The organism is Rathayibacter sp. AC451 (assembly GCF_979253095.1).
The window spans coordinates 68252-80732 of the sequence record NZ_CEEDBD010000001.1 but is presented as its reverse complement, the minus strand read 5'-3'; the positions used below and the strand labels follow the sequence as shown (position 1 = coordinate 80732).

Genomic DNA, 12481 nt, shown 5'->3' with positions numbered 1-12481 from the left:
GACGACATCCCAGAAAGCGGAGCGACCATGAGCATCTTCACCAACACCGTGCGGCTCGAGCCGGGCACCCTGACCGCCCCCACCCCGACTCCCGCGGTCGCCGTCCCGCCCGCGCCGCTCGCGCTGCGACGCTGGGTCCGAGAGACGGCGGCGATCCTCCAGCCCGACGCGATCGAGTGGAGCGACGGCTCCCCGCCGAGTGGTACCGCCTCACCGCGCGCATGGTCGAGGAGGGCAAGCTCCTCCCCCTCAACCCGGAGTGGCGCCCCGGCTCGTTCCTCGCCCGCACCGATCCCGACGACGTCGCCCGAGTGGAGGACCGCACCTTCATCTGCACCACGGACGAGGCCGACGCCGGCCCCACCAACAACTGGCGCGAGGCGTCGGCGATGAAGGCGGAGATCGCCCCGTACTTCGAGGGCGCGATGCGCGGGCGCACGATGTATGTCGTGCCGTTCTCGATGGGCCCCATCGGCGGCCCGCTCTCGCAGCTCGGCGTGCAGCTCACCGACTCCGCCTACGCCGTGCTCAACATGCGGATCATGGCGCGCGTGGGCGCCGCTCCGCTGGCCGCCTTCACCGAGGAGACCGCGTTCGTGCGGGGCGTGCACTCGGTCGGCTTCCCGCTGCGCGACGCCGACGGCGTCACCCGCGACGACGTCTCCTGGCCGTGCAACGAGACGAAGTACATCACCCAGTTCCCCGAGACCCGCGAGATCTGGTCGTTCGGCTCCGGCTACGGCGGCAACGCCCTGCTCGCCAAGAAGTGCTTCGCCCTGCGGATCGCCTCGGCGATGGGCCGCGAGGAGGGCTGGCTCGCCGAGCACATGCTCCTCATCCGCGTCGTCTCGCCGGAGGGGCGGCGGTACCACGTGGCCGCGGCGTTCCCGAGTGCGTGCGGCAAGACGAACCTCGCGATGATGCAGCCGGCCCTGCCGGGCTGGCGCGTCGAGACCCTCGGGGACGACATCACCTGGATGAAGAAGGGCGAGGACGGGCGGCTCTGGGCGATGAACCCGGAGACGGGCTTCTTCGGCGTGGCGCCCGGCACGGGGCGGACCTCGAACCCCAACGCCGTGCACACGCTGTGGGGCAACACGATCTTCACCAACGTGGCGCTGCGCGAGGACGGCGACGTGTGGTGGGAGGGCCTGACGGACGACGTCCCCGAGCGCCTCACCGACTGGCGCGGGAAGCCGTGGACGCCGGCGTCGGGCACGCCCGCCGCGCATCCGAACGCCCGCTTCACGGCGCCCGCGCTGCAGTGCCCCTCGCTCTCGGACGACTGGGACGCCTTCGAGGGCGTGCCGCTGGACGCCATCGTCTTCGGCGGGCGTCGGGCGACCAACGTGCCGCTCGTGACGCAGGCGACCTCGTGGCAGCACGGAGTGTTCCTGGGCGCGACGATCGCCTCCGAGAAGACCGCCGCAGCGGAGGGCACGGTCGGCGAGCTCCGCCGCGACCCGTTCGCGATGCTCCCCTTCTGCGGCTACAACATGGCCGACTACTTCGCGCACTGGCTCGCGATCGGGGAGGACCTCGGCGAGAAGGCTCCCGCGGTCTTCCAGGTGAACTGGTTCCGCAAGGGCGCCGACGGCTCCTTCCTCTGGCCCGGCTTCGGCGAGAACGCCCGGGTGATCCAGTGGCTGGTGCGCCGACTCGAGGGCACGGCCGACGCGCGCCGCAGCCCGCTCGGGGATCTCCCCGTGGCGATCGACACCCACGGGTTGAACCTCTCGGACGCCGTGAAGGCCGAGCTGTTCTCCGTGCCCGTGGACGCGTGGCTGGACGAGTGCGCGCTGACCGAGGAGTTCTTCGCCCGCTTCGGCGAGCGCCTCCCGGCCGAGCTCACCGCCGAGCTCGCGGCGCTCCGCTTCCGGCTCCTCGCCCAGGAGCTCGCGGTGCCGCACGCGGCCTGACCCGACTCGCAGGCCCCGCGCCTGCGCTCCCTGTGGCCCGCGGGAGGATCATCCCCCTTTCCTCGCACCTCCCGCGGGTCCACTCCCCTCGCCTCCCGCACCCGGAACACTGGACGACATGACCGACCGCATCACCCTCCGCTTCCTCGCGGCTCCCCAGGACGCCACCGCCGACGGCCGCAGCGCCCAGGCGGGGCGCGTGCTCGAGTGGATCGACAAGGCGGGCTACGCCTGCGCCGTCGGCTGGAGCGGCGGCTACTGCGTCACGGCCTACGTCGGCAACGTGCACTTCACCCGGCCCATCGTCGTCGGCAACCTGATCGAGGCGAGCGCCCAGGTGATCCACACCGGGCGCAGCAGCATGCACGTGCTCGTCCGGGTCGGCTTGGCGGATCCGCGCACGGGGGTCTACGAGGCCGCCACCCACTGCCTCCTGATCTTCGTGGCGGTCGACGCGGAGAAGCGGCCGCGCGCGGTGCCGGAGTGGCTGCCTCGCTCGCTCGAGGACTCGGCGCTCGCCGAGGGCGCCGCCGCCCGCATCGCCGGGCGCCGGGCGCTGCACGAGGTGATGCGCGAGCAGCGGTACACCGACGAGGGCACCGGGCCGCGCATCGTCTTCCGCTTCCTCGCGGCTCCGGGCGACGTCAACTGGGGCGGCAACGCGCACGGCGGCATCGTGATGCGCTGGATCGACGAGGCGGCCGACACGGTCGCCCAGCGCTGGAGCGGACGCGACGCGGTCGCGGTCTACTCCGGAGGGATCCACTTCTACCGCCCCGTCCGCATCGGTCACCTGGTCGAGGTGGAGGCGCGCCTGATCCACACCGGCGGCCGGAGCATGCACCTCGCGATCCACGTGCGCTCGGGGGACCCGCGCACCGGCGAACTCGAGCTGACGACCCAGTGCATGAGCGTCTTCGTGGTGCCCGGCGCCGACGGCACCGCAGAGCCGGTGCCCGCGCTCGAGCCGCGGAGCGACGAGGACCGCCGGCTCGACGCGCACGCGCTCGAGCTGATCCGCCTGCGAGCGGCCCTGCCGCCGCTGCCGCTGGATCTCGCGGTGCTCGCTCCGGTGGAGTGAGGACCGCCGCCGCTAGGGTCGGAGGATGCTCCCGATCCTCGTCGTCAACGGACCGAACCTGAACCTGCTCGGCACGCGCGAGCCCGAGGTGTACGGCTCGGACACGCTGGCCGACGTCGAGTCGCTGGCGACCGACCGCGCGCGGAGCCTCGGCCTCGAGGTCGAGTTCTTCCAGAGCAGCTCGGAGGGCGCGATCATCGACCGCCTGCACGCGGCGCGCGGCACCTGCTCCGGAGTCATTCTGAACGCGGGCGCCTACACCCACACGTCGATCGCGATCCGCGACGCCGTGCTGGCGACGGAGCTCCCGATGGTCGAGGTGCACATCAGCAACGTGCACCGGCGCGAGGAGTTCCGCCACCGCTCGTACCTCTCGGACGTCGCGGTCGCGGTGATCGTCGGGGCGGGCATCGCGGGCTACGGCTACGCGATCGACGTGCTGCACCGCACGAGCGCATCGTAGCCTCGGGGGCATGACGCACCAGGACCCCGCCCGCTCCTTCGGAACCGCCGTCGACGCCTACGAGCGGGGGCGACCGGGGTACCCGGACGACGCGGTGGACTGGGTCCTGTCGCACGCGCCGGATCGCGCGCCGGCCGCTCACGTGCCGCAACGCGCGCGGGCCGCGGGAGCGGACGCCTCCGATCGATTGCGGGTCCTGGATCTGGGCGCCGGGACCGGGAAGCTCACCGCCTCCCTCGTCGCCCGCGGGCTCGACGTCACCGCGGTGGAGCCGGACGAGGCGATGCGGGGGCGGCTCGTCGAGCTGCTGCCCTCGGTGCGGGCCCTGCCGGGCACTGCGGAGGAGATCCGGCTTCCGGACTCGTCCGTCGAGCTCGTGACGATGGCGCAGGCCTGGCACTGGGTCGATCCGGAGCGGGCGAGCGCCGAGGTGGCGCGGGTGCTCGTCCCGGGCGGGGTCGTCGCCCTCGTGTGGAACATCCGCGACGAGAGCGTGCCGTGGGTGCGGCGCCTCGGGGAGGTCGCGGGCTCCTCCCCCCGCTGAGCGCTTCGAGACGCTGCGGCCGCCGCTGGGCGCCGCGCTCGAGCGCCGGGCCTTCGCGGCCTTCGACTGGATGCACGAGATGACGCGGGAGGCGCTGCAGGACGTCTTCGCGTCGCGGAGCTATGTCATCGCCCTGCCGGAGCCGGAGCGGGCCGCGGTGCTCGCAGCGGTCTCGGGAGTCGTGGACGGCCTGCCGGGCGAGCGCATCGGGATGCCCTACGCGACCCGGGTGACGATCGCGGGGCGCGCGGGCTGACAGACCCCCTTGGCTCGGGGATCTCGATACGCCCCTGCGGGGCTACTCGATCAGCAGGAGGACGCGAGACCCGCCCGGACTACGCGACCTCGTTCGGGTCGCCGCCGACGCGGCCCGCGCGCTCCAGCGCGGTGATCGCGTCGCGCTCGTCGTCGCCCAGCTCGAAGCCGAAGACGTCGAGGTTCTCGGCGATGCGCGCCTTGGTGGACGACTTCGGGAACACGATGTGCCCGCGGTCGAGGTGCCAGCGCAGCACGACCTGCGCCGGCGTCACTCCGTGCGCCTCGGCGGCCCCGGTGATCACCGGCAGCTCGAGGAGGGGGTACTTGCCCTGACCGAGCGGCCCCCACGCCTCGGTCGCGATGCCGTGCTGAGCACCGAACGCGGTCACGGTCGGCTGCTGGTGGTAGGGGTGCAGCTCGATCTGGTTGACGGCCGGAACCACGTCGGTCGCGTCGAGCAGGCGCTCGAGGTGCGGCACGAGGAAGTTCGAGACGCCGATGGAGCGGGTGCGGCCGGCCGCCTGCAGCTCCTGCATCGCCTCCCAGCTCTCGACGTAGCGGTCCTGGGCGGGGCTGGGCCAGTGGATGAGGTAGAGGTCGACGGAGTCGAGCCCGAGCTTCTCGAGGCTCGCGTCGAGAGCGCCGGGTGCGGTGCCGCGGCCCTGGTCGCCGTTCCAGAGCTTGGTCGTCACGTAGAGGTCGTCGCGGGCCAGGCCGGAGGAGGCGATCGCCCGGCCGACGCCCTCCTCGTTGCCGTAGATCGCCGCGGTGTCGATGTGCCGGTAGCCGATCTCGAGCGCTTCGGAGACGATGCGCTCGGTCTCGTCGGGGTCGACCTTGAACACGCCGAAGCCGAGCTGCGGGATCGAGGTGCCGTCGTTGAGCGTGAGGGTGGGGATGCTGGTCATCCGTCCACTGTGGCGGCGACGACCGACATCCGGCACCCGCTTGCGCTCCGCCCCGATCCCGCCACCGGCCGGGCAGGCGCCGTCGGGCGACTACCCTCGAAAGGCGCCCGCGCGGGTGCGCCGACCGCACGAGGAGCAGTACGTGAGCATCATCGCCGCCGCAGACGGATCCGCCCTGGGCAATCCCGGCCCCGCGGGCTGGGCCTGGTACGTCGACGACGAGCGCTGGGCCGCCGGCGGCTGGTCCCACGGCACCAACAACATCGGCGAGCTGACCGCGGTGCTCGAGCTCCTGCGCGCCACCGCCCACGAGGAGGAGCCGCTGCACATCCTCTGCGACAGCCAGTACGCCATCAAGGCCTGCACCGAGTGGCTGCCGGGCTGGAAGCGGAAGGGCTGGCGCAAGGCCGACGGCAAGCCGGTGATGAACGTCGAGATCATCAAGGCGCTCGACGAGGCCCTGCAGGGGCGCGCGGTGACCTTCGAGTGGGTGAAGGGGCACGCGAACCACCGGATGAACGAGGCGGCCGACGTCCGCGCCCGCGCCGCCGCGACCGCCTACCAGCGCCGGCAGCCGGTCGACGCCGGACCGGGCTGGCCCGACGCCGCGGCGTCGACTCCCCGGATCCCGCCGTCGAGGACGCCCCCGCGACGCTCTTCTGACGCGTCGGGATCGGCAGCAGCGCGTCACGGCAGGACGAGCATCCCCGTCGAGACGAGATCGCGCACTCCCGGCAGCACCGAGGCGCTCACCGCCTCCTCCTCCACGTGCAGGAGCGACGCCACGGCCGCGATGATGGCGGCGAGCGAGAGCTCACCGTCGCACGCGCCGACGACCGCGGCGAGCGCCGTGTCGACGTCCTCCGTGCGCGAGAAGCCGCCGCCCTGGCGCAGCCGCAGCACGGTCGGGTCGTCGTTGCCCGGCCAGTAGTGCCGCTCCTCCGTCACGTCGCGCGCCACGACGAGCGACAGGCCCGCGAGGGTGCGGTCGTCGAGGTCGGCGAGCCGCTCGGCGGCGTCCAGGCAGTGCGCCAGGTGACCGCCGAGCCCCGCCGTCGAGAGTGCTCCGTCGATCCGCTCGAGGCGCTCGAAGGGGGCCTGGGGCGCGCGGGCAGTCGGAGGGTCACGTAGCCGAACCCGACAGCCGTCACTCCGCGGCGCTCGAAGTCCTCGAGCCATGCGTCGACCAGGGTGTCGAACTCCGCTCCGCGGGTCGTGCCGCCGTCGCGGATCCAGGTCTCGGCGTAGACGGCCGGATCCTGCTGCTCGCGCTCGACGATCCACACGTCCAGCGGCGACCGGGCGCCGTCGATCCAGGCGTCCAGCCCCGCGCGCCCTGGCTCCAGCGCCTGCTCGAGCGCACCGCGGGTGTCGGCCAGCCAGCCGCGGACCCGGTCGAAGGCGTCGGCCGACTCGCGGTACTCCCAGTTGCCGAGCAGCTGCGCGACGCCGCCGGGGGTCAGGTGCTCCGCTGCGCCGACCACCACTCGGCGCACGATCTCGTCGCCCTCGAGTCCGCCGTCGCGGTACTCGTAGGAGGGCACCCCGGGCGAGCGCGGGGTGATGACGAACGGCGGATTGGTGACGATGTGGTCGAACCGCTCCCCCGCCACCGGCTCGTAGAGGCTGCCGTGCCGGAACTCGATCGAGTCGATCCCGTTGAGCTCGGCGTTCAGGGCGGCGATCGCGAGGGCCCGGTGCGAGATGTCGGTCGCCACGACGCGGTCGGCGTGCCGGGAGGCGTGCAGGGCCTGGATCCCGCAGCCGGTGCCGAGGTCGAGGACGCTGCCGACCGGGCGCTGGATCATCAGCCCGGTCAGGGTCAGGCTCGCTCCGCCGACGCCGAGGACGTGGTCCTCGGACAGTGCGCGGCCCAGGGCCAGCTCGCCGAGGTCGGAGGCGATCCACCAGGAGGCGGCACCGCGCGAGTCGACGAGGTCGTAGGGCCGCAGATCCAGCGCGGCGACGACGACCGCTCCGGCCTCGGCGCGCACGAGCTCCAGCTCGACCGCGCCGTCGAGCCCGAGGGCGGGGAGCGCCTCCTCCGCCTCCGCAGCCGTGACGGGATCGGCCAGGAGGAACAGCCGCGCGAGCACGGCGCGGGCCCGCTCCTCAACGGATCCCGCCGCGGAGCGGGCGAGCGCACGCCGTGCCGGCACGCGGTCGCCGCGGTGCAGGGCCACGGCGGCCGCCTCCCCCCACAGCTCGCGGACGGCGTCCACGCCGTACCGGGCGCGGAGGAGGTCGTCGCGGAGTCGCGCGATCAGCGCGCGGTCGATCTGGTCGGGAGCCTGCACCGCTCCATCCTCGTGCACGGCTCGAATCCTCGGCGCACCCGTGGCTACGATCGGAGCATGCCTCTCACCGGAGAATACGAACCGAGCACGTCCGCCTGGGCCCGCGAGCAGGCGGAGCTCTACGAGTCGACCGGGGGTGCCGAGGGCAACCTCCTGCGCGGCAAGCCCATCATCGTCCTCACCACCGTCGGCTCGCGCAGCGGCAAGCTGCGCAAGACCGCGCTCATGCGGGTCGAGCACGACGGCGAGTACGTGGTCGTCGCCTCCAAGGGCGGCGCCCCCGAGCACCCCGTCTGGTACGGCAACATGCTCAAGGAGCCGCACGTCGAGCTCCAGGACGGCCCGGTCAAGAAGGACTACACGGCGCGCGTCCTCGAGGGCGACGAGCGCGCGGTGTGGTGGGAGCGCTCCGTCGAGGCCTGGCCCGACTACGCCGAGTACCAGACGAAGACTGAGCGCGAGATCCCTCTCGTGCTGCTCACGCCCTGGAGCTGACCTGAGGATCGTCCGAGCGCGCCTCGGCGCCCCGACCCCGTCACTCCGGATCGACGCGCGACGCGATCAGGTCGAGCACCTTCGGGTGCGACAGCAGCGCGAAGTGCCCGATGACCGAGACCGCGATGTTCTCGCGCGCGCCCACGAGTCGGCTGCCGCCGGGGATGTACTGGTCGCGCATGCCGTAGATCGACGTGATGCGCGAGTCGGCGTCGCGCTCGGCGAGCAGGGTCCGGATGACCGGGCGGTGCGGATGGAACTCGCGCAGTGCGCGAGCGGGCGCGATCCTCGCGAGCGGCGAGCCGGTGAAGGGCGTCGACACCGCGATCATCCGGTCGATGCGCCGCTCGTGGAGGTCGTCGACGACCATCATGTGCTTGCCGATCAGCCCGCCCTTGCTGTGCGCGACGACGATCACGTCGCGCAGGTCGTGCTCGCGCAGGTACTCCTGCCCGAGAGCCGCCGACGCGACGATGGGCCGGGTGTTGTGCCCGAGCGCCGGCAGCACGTGGATCGGATGGCCGGCTCCGTTCAGGCGGTCGGCGACCGGTCGGAGGAACTGCCACGTCTCGTAGACGCCCGGGATGAGCAGCACCGGTGCACGGTCGCCGTCGGCGTAGTGCGAGACGTCCCAGCCGTCGCGCAGATGAGCGAAGCGCGATCCGTAGGCGTAGCGGTAGTCGCGGAGGTAGGCCCGCCGGAGTGACACGGAGCGGCGCGCCTTCCCGGATCTACGCGCCGGCATAGGCCTCTTCGAGCGCCCGGATGTCGAGCCGGTCCATCGTGAGCATCGCCCGCATGGCGCGGGTCGCGCCCTCGGGATCCGGCCCGCCGAGCAGATCGGCGAGCACCGACGGCACCACCTGCCACCACAGCCCCCAGCGGTCGCGCACCCAGCCGCAGCGTCCCTCGGCGCCGCCCTCGGACGCGAGCGCGTCCCAGAGCCGGTCGAGCTCCTCCTGCGTCTGCACGGTGAGCACGATCGACACGGCCTCGGTGAACGGGAACCGCGGACCGGCGTTGATCGCCTGGAACAGCTGCCCGTCGAGCTCGAACGAGACCGAGAGCAGGGTTCCCGGAGCCGGCGAGCCCTCGGGCAGCACCCGGCTGTCGAGGATGCGCGAATTCGGCACGAGCGCCGTGTAGAACTCCGCCGCCTCGCCCGCGGCGTCGTCGAACCACAGGAACGTGCTGACCGCGCCCATGCGCGCCTCCTCGTGCTCGTGCCGGGGACCTCGGGTCAGAGCGGGTTCACTCCGAACGCGGTCGCCAGCTTGTCGATCTTCTTCGCGCGCCCCAGTCGGGGCAGGTCGCTGCCGTCGCGGATCACGCGACCGCGCGCCTCGAACTCGTCGAGGAAGTCGCGCGCCCACGCCACGTCGGACGGAGTGGGGCTGATGACCTCGTTGATGACGGCGAGCTGCTCCCGATCGAGGCAGAGCTTGCCGGTGAGGCCGAGCGAGACGGTGAGCGCGGACTGCTCCCGGAGGACCGGGTGGCTGTTCGACACGGTCGGGCCGTCGATCGGGCCGGGCAGGTCGCCGATGCGGCTGGCCACGACGAGGCGCGAGCGCGGGTACGCCATGGCCAGGTCGTCGGAACTCGTGCCGGTGTCGCGGCGGTAGTCGCCGCTGCCGAACGCGAGCCGGAAGCAGCCGCGGGCGCGGGCGATCGAGACCGCCTCCTCGATCCCGAGGGCGGACTCGACGAGCGCGAGCACGGGGGTCGAGCCGCCGAGGCGGTCGAAAGTCTCGGTGACGTGCTCCGCCGCCTCCGTCTTGGCCAGCATGACGCCCGCGAGCCCCGGGAGGCCCTTCAGCGCGTCGACGTCGTCCGACCAGAACGGGGTGGAGTGGTCGTTGATGCGGACCCAGGCCTTCTTGTCGCCCTTCAGCCACTCGACGACGTCCGCGCGGGCGTCCGGCTTGGCCTTCGGGTCGACCGCGTCCTCGATGTCGAGGACGATCTGGTCGGCCCGCGACGCGTGCGCGGCGTCGAAGGTCTCGGTCCGGGTCGCGTTGACGAGGAGCCACGAGCGGGCGATCTCGGCCGGGACGTCGCGACCCTTGCGGATCAGGGGGGCGGCGGGGGTGGTGGGCAACGGCACGTGGTGTCCTCTCGGTGGCGCGGTCCTCGCTCCGCGGACACCGCCGCCGGGCGACGGTGCCGCGTCCAGGGTAGCGGCATCGCCGGCGGGCCTCGCGCTCAGGAGCGCTCCGCGAGCCCCTTCGCGAAGGCCGCCTGGCCCACGTGCTGGGCGTCGTCGTCGACGACCGAGACCAGGCGGACGCCGAGGGTCACCGGCGGGTCCCACTGGCGGTCGACGACCTCGGCGAGGTCCTCGTCCGACAGCGTGTCGAGGTAGGCGAGCGTCGCCTCGTGCACGGCGTCGTGGTACTCGGCGAGCAGGTGCGCCGGCACGGCGGCGAGCGCCGCCACCTCGGACGGCTCCTGGCCGTAGCCGCTCGCGCCGGGCTCGAACGGCAGCGCCGAGCGACCGTGGAAGTCGTCGGCGGTCCACACCTGCTCGTGACCGGCGAGTGGAGCGAGGTGGTCGTCCTGCACCCGGGTCAGGTGCCAGATCAGCCAGGCGGGCGAGTTCGCCTGTGCATCGGCGCGGAAGCCGAGCTGCTCGGGGGTCGAGTCGTCGAGCACCGCGTGCACGTTCTCGTGCACCCGGGCGAAGGCGTCGCGGAGGAGATCGATGGCTGCGCTCATCCGTCCAGTCTGCGCGCGCTCCGGCGCCCGCGTCACCCCCGCGGCGAGCCTCGGAGCAACCGCGGAGGCTGATGCCCGATAGTTGCTCCGTGACCCCCGGATCCCCGTACCTGGCGACGAAGCCGTGGCTGTCCTCCTATGCGGAGGGCGTCCCCACCGAGATCGACCCGCCCACCCAGACCCTCGTCGACCTCCTCGAGGACTCGGTGGCCCGCTACCGGCGCGGCACCGCTCTCGAGTTCTTCGGCGCGGGCACGACCTACGTCGAGCTCGGCGAGAGGGTGTCCCGCGTCGCGGAGGGGCTGCGCCGGCTCGGCGTCCGCCCGGGCGACCGCGTCGCGCTGGTGCTGCCGAACTGCCCCGAGCACGTGATCGCGTTCTACGCAGCGCTGCGGTTGGGTGCGATCGTCGTCGAGCACAACCCGCTCTACACGCCGAGGGAGCTGCGCCGGCAGTTCGAGGACCACGGCGCCCGGGTCGCGGTGGTCTGGGACAAGGTCGCCGACGTCGTGGCGACGATGCCCCCCGACCTCGGCATCGAGCGCGTGGTCTCGGTCGATCTGACGGAGTCGTTCCCGCTCGCCAAGCGCCTCGCGCTGCGCCTGCCGCTGCCGAAGGTCCGCGCCGCCCGCGCGAAGCTGACGGGTCGGCCGCGCACCCGCTCGGTCATCCCCTTCTCGCGCCTCGTCGGCAACCGCCGCCTCTCGCGCGCGCACCCCCGACCCGCGCTCGGCGACACCGCGCTGCTGCAGTACACGAGCGGTACGACCGGCACCCCGAAGGGGGCGATCCTCTCGCACGCGAACCTGCGCGCGAACGCGATGCAGGGTCAGGCCTGGGTGCCCGGGCTCCGCGAGGGCGATGAGACCTTCTACGCGGTCCTCCCCCTCTTCCACGCCTACGGGCTCACACTGTGCCTGACCTTCGCGATCAGCATCGGAGCGAAGGTCGTGCTGTTCCCGACGTTCGACGTGGGTCTCGTGAAGGCCGCGGCCAAGTCGTCGCCGCCCACGTTCCTCCCCGCCGTGCCGCCCGTGTACGACGCGCTCGCGCGCGCCTCCGAGCGCGGCGAGCTCGATCTGCGCGGCATCCGCTTCGCCATCTCGGGAGCGATGGGACTGCCCGTCGCGACCGTCGACCGCTGGGAGCGCGCGAGCCGCGGTCTCCTCGTCGAGGGCTACGGCATGACCGAGAGCTCGCCTGTCGCGGTGGGGAACCCGGTCGGACCGACACGCCGCCCCGGCACCGTCGGCGTGCCGTTCCCGAGCACCGAGATCCGCCTCGTCGACCCCGACGACCCCTCCGTCGACCGCGGGCCGGGCGAATCGGGCGAGCTGCTCCTGCGCGGACCGCAGGTGTTCCAGGGCTACTGGAAGCGCCCCGACGAGACCGGCGCGACGCTGCTGGCCGACGGGTGGCTCCGCACGGGCGACATCGCCACCGTCTCGGCCGACGGCTTCGTCACGATCGTCGACCGGGCGAAGGAGCTGATCATCACGGGCGGCTTCAACGTCTCGCCGTCGGAGGTCGAGGGCGTGCTCGAGTCCCACCCCGACGTGTCGCGGGCCGCCGTGGTGGGGCTGCCCCGCCCGGACGGCGGCGAGAGCGTCGCCGCAGCGGTCGTCCTGCGCGCCGGTGCGGCCGTCGACCCCGAGGCGCTGCGCGACTTCTGCCGTCTGCACCTCACCCCCTACAAGGTGCCCAAGCGCGTGGTGCCCGTCGACGAGCTGCCCACCTCGCTCATCGGCAAGGTGCTGCGCCGCGAGGTGCGCGACAGGCTTCTGGGCTGAAGGGAGGA

General features: G+C 73.0%; 13 protein-coding genes and 2 pseudogenes. 8 read left to right on the top strand and 7 right to left on the bottom strand.

Annotated features, from left to right (window positions below; translation table 11 throughout):
- Positions 1-27: 27 nt before the first annotated feature.
- The 5 genes and pseudogenes from AC0CID_RS00400 to AC0CID_RS00380 all read left to right on the top strand — a co-directional run bounded on the left by AC0CID_RS00400 (position 28) and on the right by AC0CID_RS00380 (position 4263).
- Positions 28-1919: pseudogene (locus AC0CID_RS00400) on the top strand (phosphoenolpyruvate carboxykinase (GTP)).
- Positions 1920-2037: 118 nt separating this feature from the next.
- Positions 2038-3000: an acyl-CoA thioesterase gene (locus tag AC0CID_RS00395; protein WP_465225393.1), complete on the top strand. Its 963-nt coding sequence runs from the start codon at positions 2038-2040 to the stop codon at positions 2998-3000.
- A 25-nt stretch (positions 3001-3025) separates the two neighbouring features.
- Positions 3026-3463, top strand: a complete 438-nt coding sequence (gene aroQ / locus AC0CID_RS00390; RefSeq protein WP_465225392.1) for a type II 3-dehydroquinate dehydratase — start codon at positions 3026-3028, stop codon at positions 3461-3463.
- A 10-nt stretch (positions 3464-3473) separates the two neighbouring features.
- Positions 3474-4007 (top strand): class I SAM-dependent methyltransferase, encoded by a 534-nt coding sequence (locus tag AC0CID_RS00385; protein WP_465225391.1) that lies wholly within the window; start codon positions 3474-3476, stop codon positions 4005-4007.
- Positions 4008-4077: 70 nt separating this feature from the next.
- Positions 4078-4263, top strand: a complete 186-nt coding sequence (locus tag AC0CID_RS00380) for a hypothetical protein (RefSeq protein WP_465225390.1) — start codon at positions 4078-4080, stop codon at positions 4261-4263.
- A gap of 79 nt (positions 4264-4342) precedes the next feature.
- Here AC0CID_RS00380 and AC0CID_RS00375 read toward each other — a convergent pair whose 3' ends face one another.
- Positions 4343-5173 carry an aldo/keto reductase gene (locus tag AC0CID_RS00375; protein ID WP_207402846.1) on the bottom strand — a complete coding sequence of 277 codons (831 nt, stop codon included), beginning with the start codon at positions 5171-5173 and terminating at the stop codon, positions 4343-4345.
- A gap of 142 nt (positions 5174-5315) precedes the next feature.
- Here AC0CID_RS00375 and AC0CID_RS00370 point away from each other — a divergent pair.
- Positions 5316-5778 (top strand): annotated as a pseudogene (locus AC0CID_RS00370) (ribonuclease H family protein); the annotation flags it as partial.
- A gap of 82 nt (positions 5779-5860) precedes the next feature.
- Here the strand turns inward: AC0CID_RS00370 and AC0CID_RS00365 are convergent.
- Both AC0CID_RS00365 and AC0CID_RS00360 read right to left on the bottom strand, forming a co-directional pair.
- On the bottom strand, positions 5861-6121 hold the full coding sequence (locus AC0CID_RS00365) for a DUF7782 domain-containing protein (protein ID WP_465225389.1): 261 nt from the start codon (positions 6119-6121) through the stop codon (positions 5861-5863).
- Complete coding sequence (locus AC0CID_RS00360) at positions 6118-7488, bottom strand: DUF7059 domain-containing protein (RefSeq protein WP_465225388.1); 1371 nt, start codon at positions 7486-7488, stop codon at positions 6118-6120. The genes AC0CID_RS00365 and AC0CID_RS00360 overlap by 4 nt, the downstream gene beginning before the upstream one ends.
- Before the next feature lie 39 nt (positions 7489-7527).
- Between AC0CID_RS00360 and AC0CID_RS00355 the strand changes: the two genes are divergently transcribed.
- Positions 7528-7965, top strand: a complete 438-nt coding sequence (locus tag AC0CID_RS00355; protein WP_465225387.1) for a nitroreductase family deazaflavin-dependent oxidoreductase — start codon at positions 7528-7530, stop codon at positions 7963-7965.
- A 40-nt stretch (positions 7966-8005) separates the two neighbouring features.
- On the opposite strand, the gene AC0CID_RS00350 is transcribed toward AC0CID_RS00355, so the two are convergent.
- From AC0CID_RS00350 to AC0CID_RS00335, 4 genes are all read right to left on the bottom strand, one after another.
- Positions 8006-8674 (bottom strand): esterase/lipase family protein, encoded by a 669-nt coding sequence (locus AC0CID_RS00350; RefSeq protein ID WP_465225386.1) that lies wholly within the window; start codon positions 8672-8674, stop codon positions 8006-8008.
- A 22-nt stretch (positions 8675-8696) separates the two neighbouring features.
- Positions 8697-9170, bottom strand: coding sequence for a VOC family protein (locus AC0CID_RS00345; protein WP_465225385.1), 474 nt, complete (start codon positions 9168-9170; stop codon positions 8697-8699).
- 35 nt (positions 9171-9205) lie between these two features.
- Entirely contained in the window at positions 9206-10066 is an 861-nt protein-coding gene (locus AC0CID_RS00340) for an HpcH/HpaI aldolase/citrate lyase family protein (RefSeq protein ID WP_207402917.1), read from the bottom strand.
- A gap of 104 nt (positions 10067-10170) precedes the next feature.
- Positions 10171-10683 carry a mycothiol transferase gene (locus tag AC0CID_RS00335; protein WP_465225384.1) on the bottom strand — a complete coding sequence of 171 codons (513 nt, stop codon included), beginning with the start codon at positions 10681-10683 and terminating at the stop codon, positions 10171-10173.
- A gap of 71 nt (positions 10684-10754) precedes the next feature.
- On the opposite strand from AC0CID_RS00335, the gene AC0CID_RS00330 reads away from it, so the two are divergent.
- Positions 10755-12473: a long-chain-fatty-acid--CoA ligase gene (locus AC0CID_RS00330; protein ID WP_465225383.1), complete on the top strand. Its 1719-nt coding sequence runs from the start codon at positions 10755-10757 to the stop codon at positions 12471-12473.
- Positions 12474-12481 lie beyond the last annotated feature (8 nt).

Excerpts from the sequence above, each read along its gene's own strand:
- AC0CID_RS00395 (WP_465225393.1), top strand. The coding sequence starts at position 2,038 with ATGACCGACCGCATCACCCTCCGCTTCCTCGCGGCTCCCCAGGACGCC.
- aroQ (WP_465225392.1), top strand. The coding sequence starts at position 3,026 with ATGCTCCCGATCCTCGTCGTCAACGGACCGAACCTGAACCTGCTCGGC.
- AC0CID_RS00385 (WP_465225391.1), top strand. The coding sequence starts at position 3,474 with ATGACGCACCAGGACCCCGCCCGCTCCTTCGGAACCGCCGTCGACGCC.
- AC0CID_RS00380 (WP_465225390.1), top strand. The coding sequence starts at position 4,078 with ATGCACGAGATGACGCGGGAGGCGCTGCAGGACGTCTTCGCGTCGCGG.
- AC0CID_RS00375 (WP_207402846.1), bottom strand. The coding sequence starts at position 5,173 with ATGACCAGCATCCCCACCCTCACGCTCAACGACGGCACCTCGATCCCG.
- AC0CID_RS00355 (WP_465225387.1), top strand. The coding sequence starts at position 7,528 with ATGCCTCTCACCGGAGAATACGAACCGAGCACGTCCGCCTGGGCCCGC.
- AC0CID_RS00345 (WP_465225385.1), bottom strand. The coding sequence starts at position 9,170 with ATGGGCGCGGTCAGCACGTTCCTGTGGTTCGACGACGCCGCGGGCGAG.
- AC0CID_RS00335 (WP_465225384.1), bottom strand. The coding sequence starts at position 10,683 with ATGAGCGCAGCCATCGATCTCCTCCGCGACGCCTTCGCCCGGGTGCAC.
- AC0CID_RS00330 (WP_465225383.1), top strand. The coding sequence starts at position 10,755 with ATGCCCGATAGTTGCTCCGTGACCCCCGGATCCCCGTACCTGGCGACG.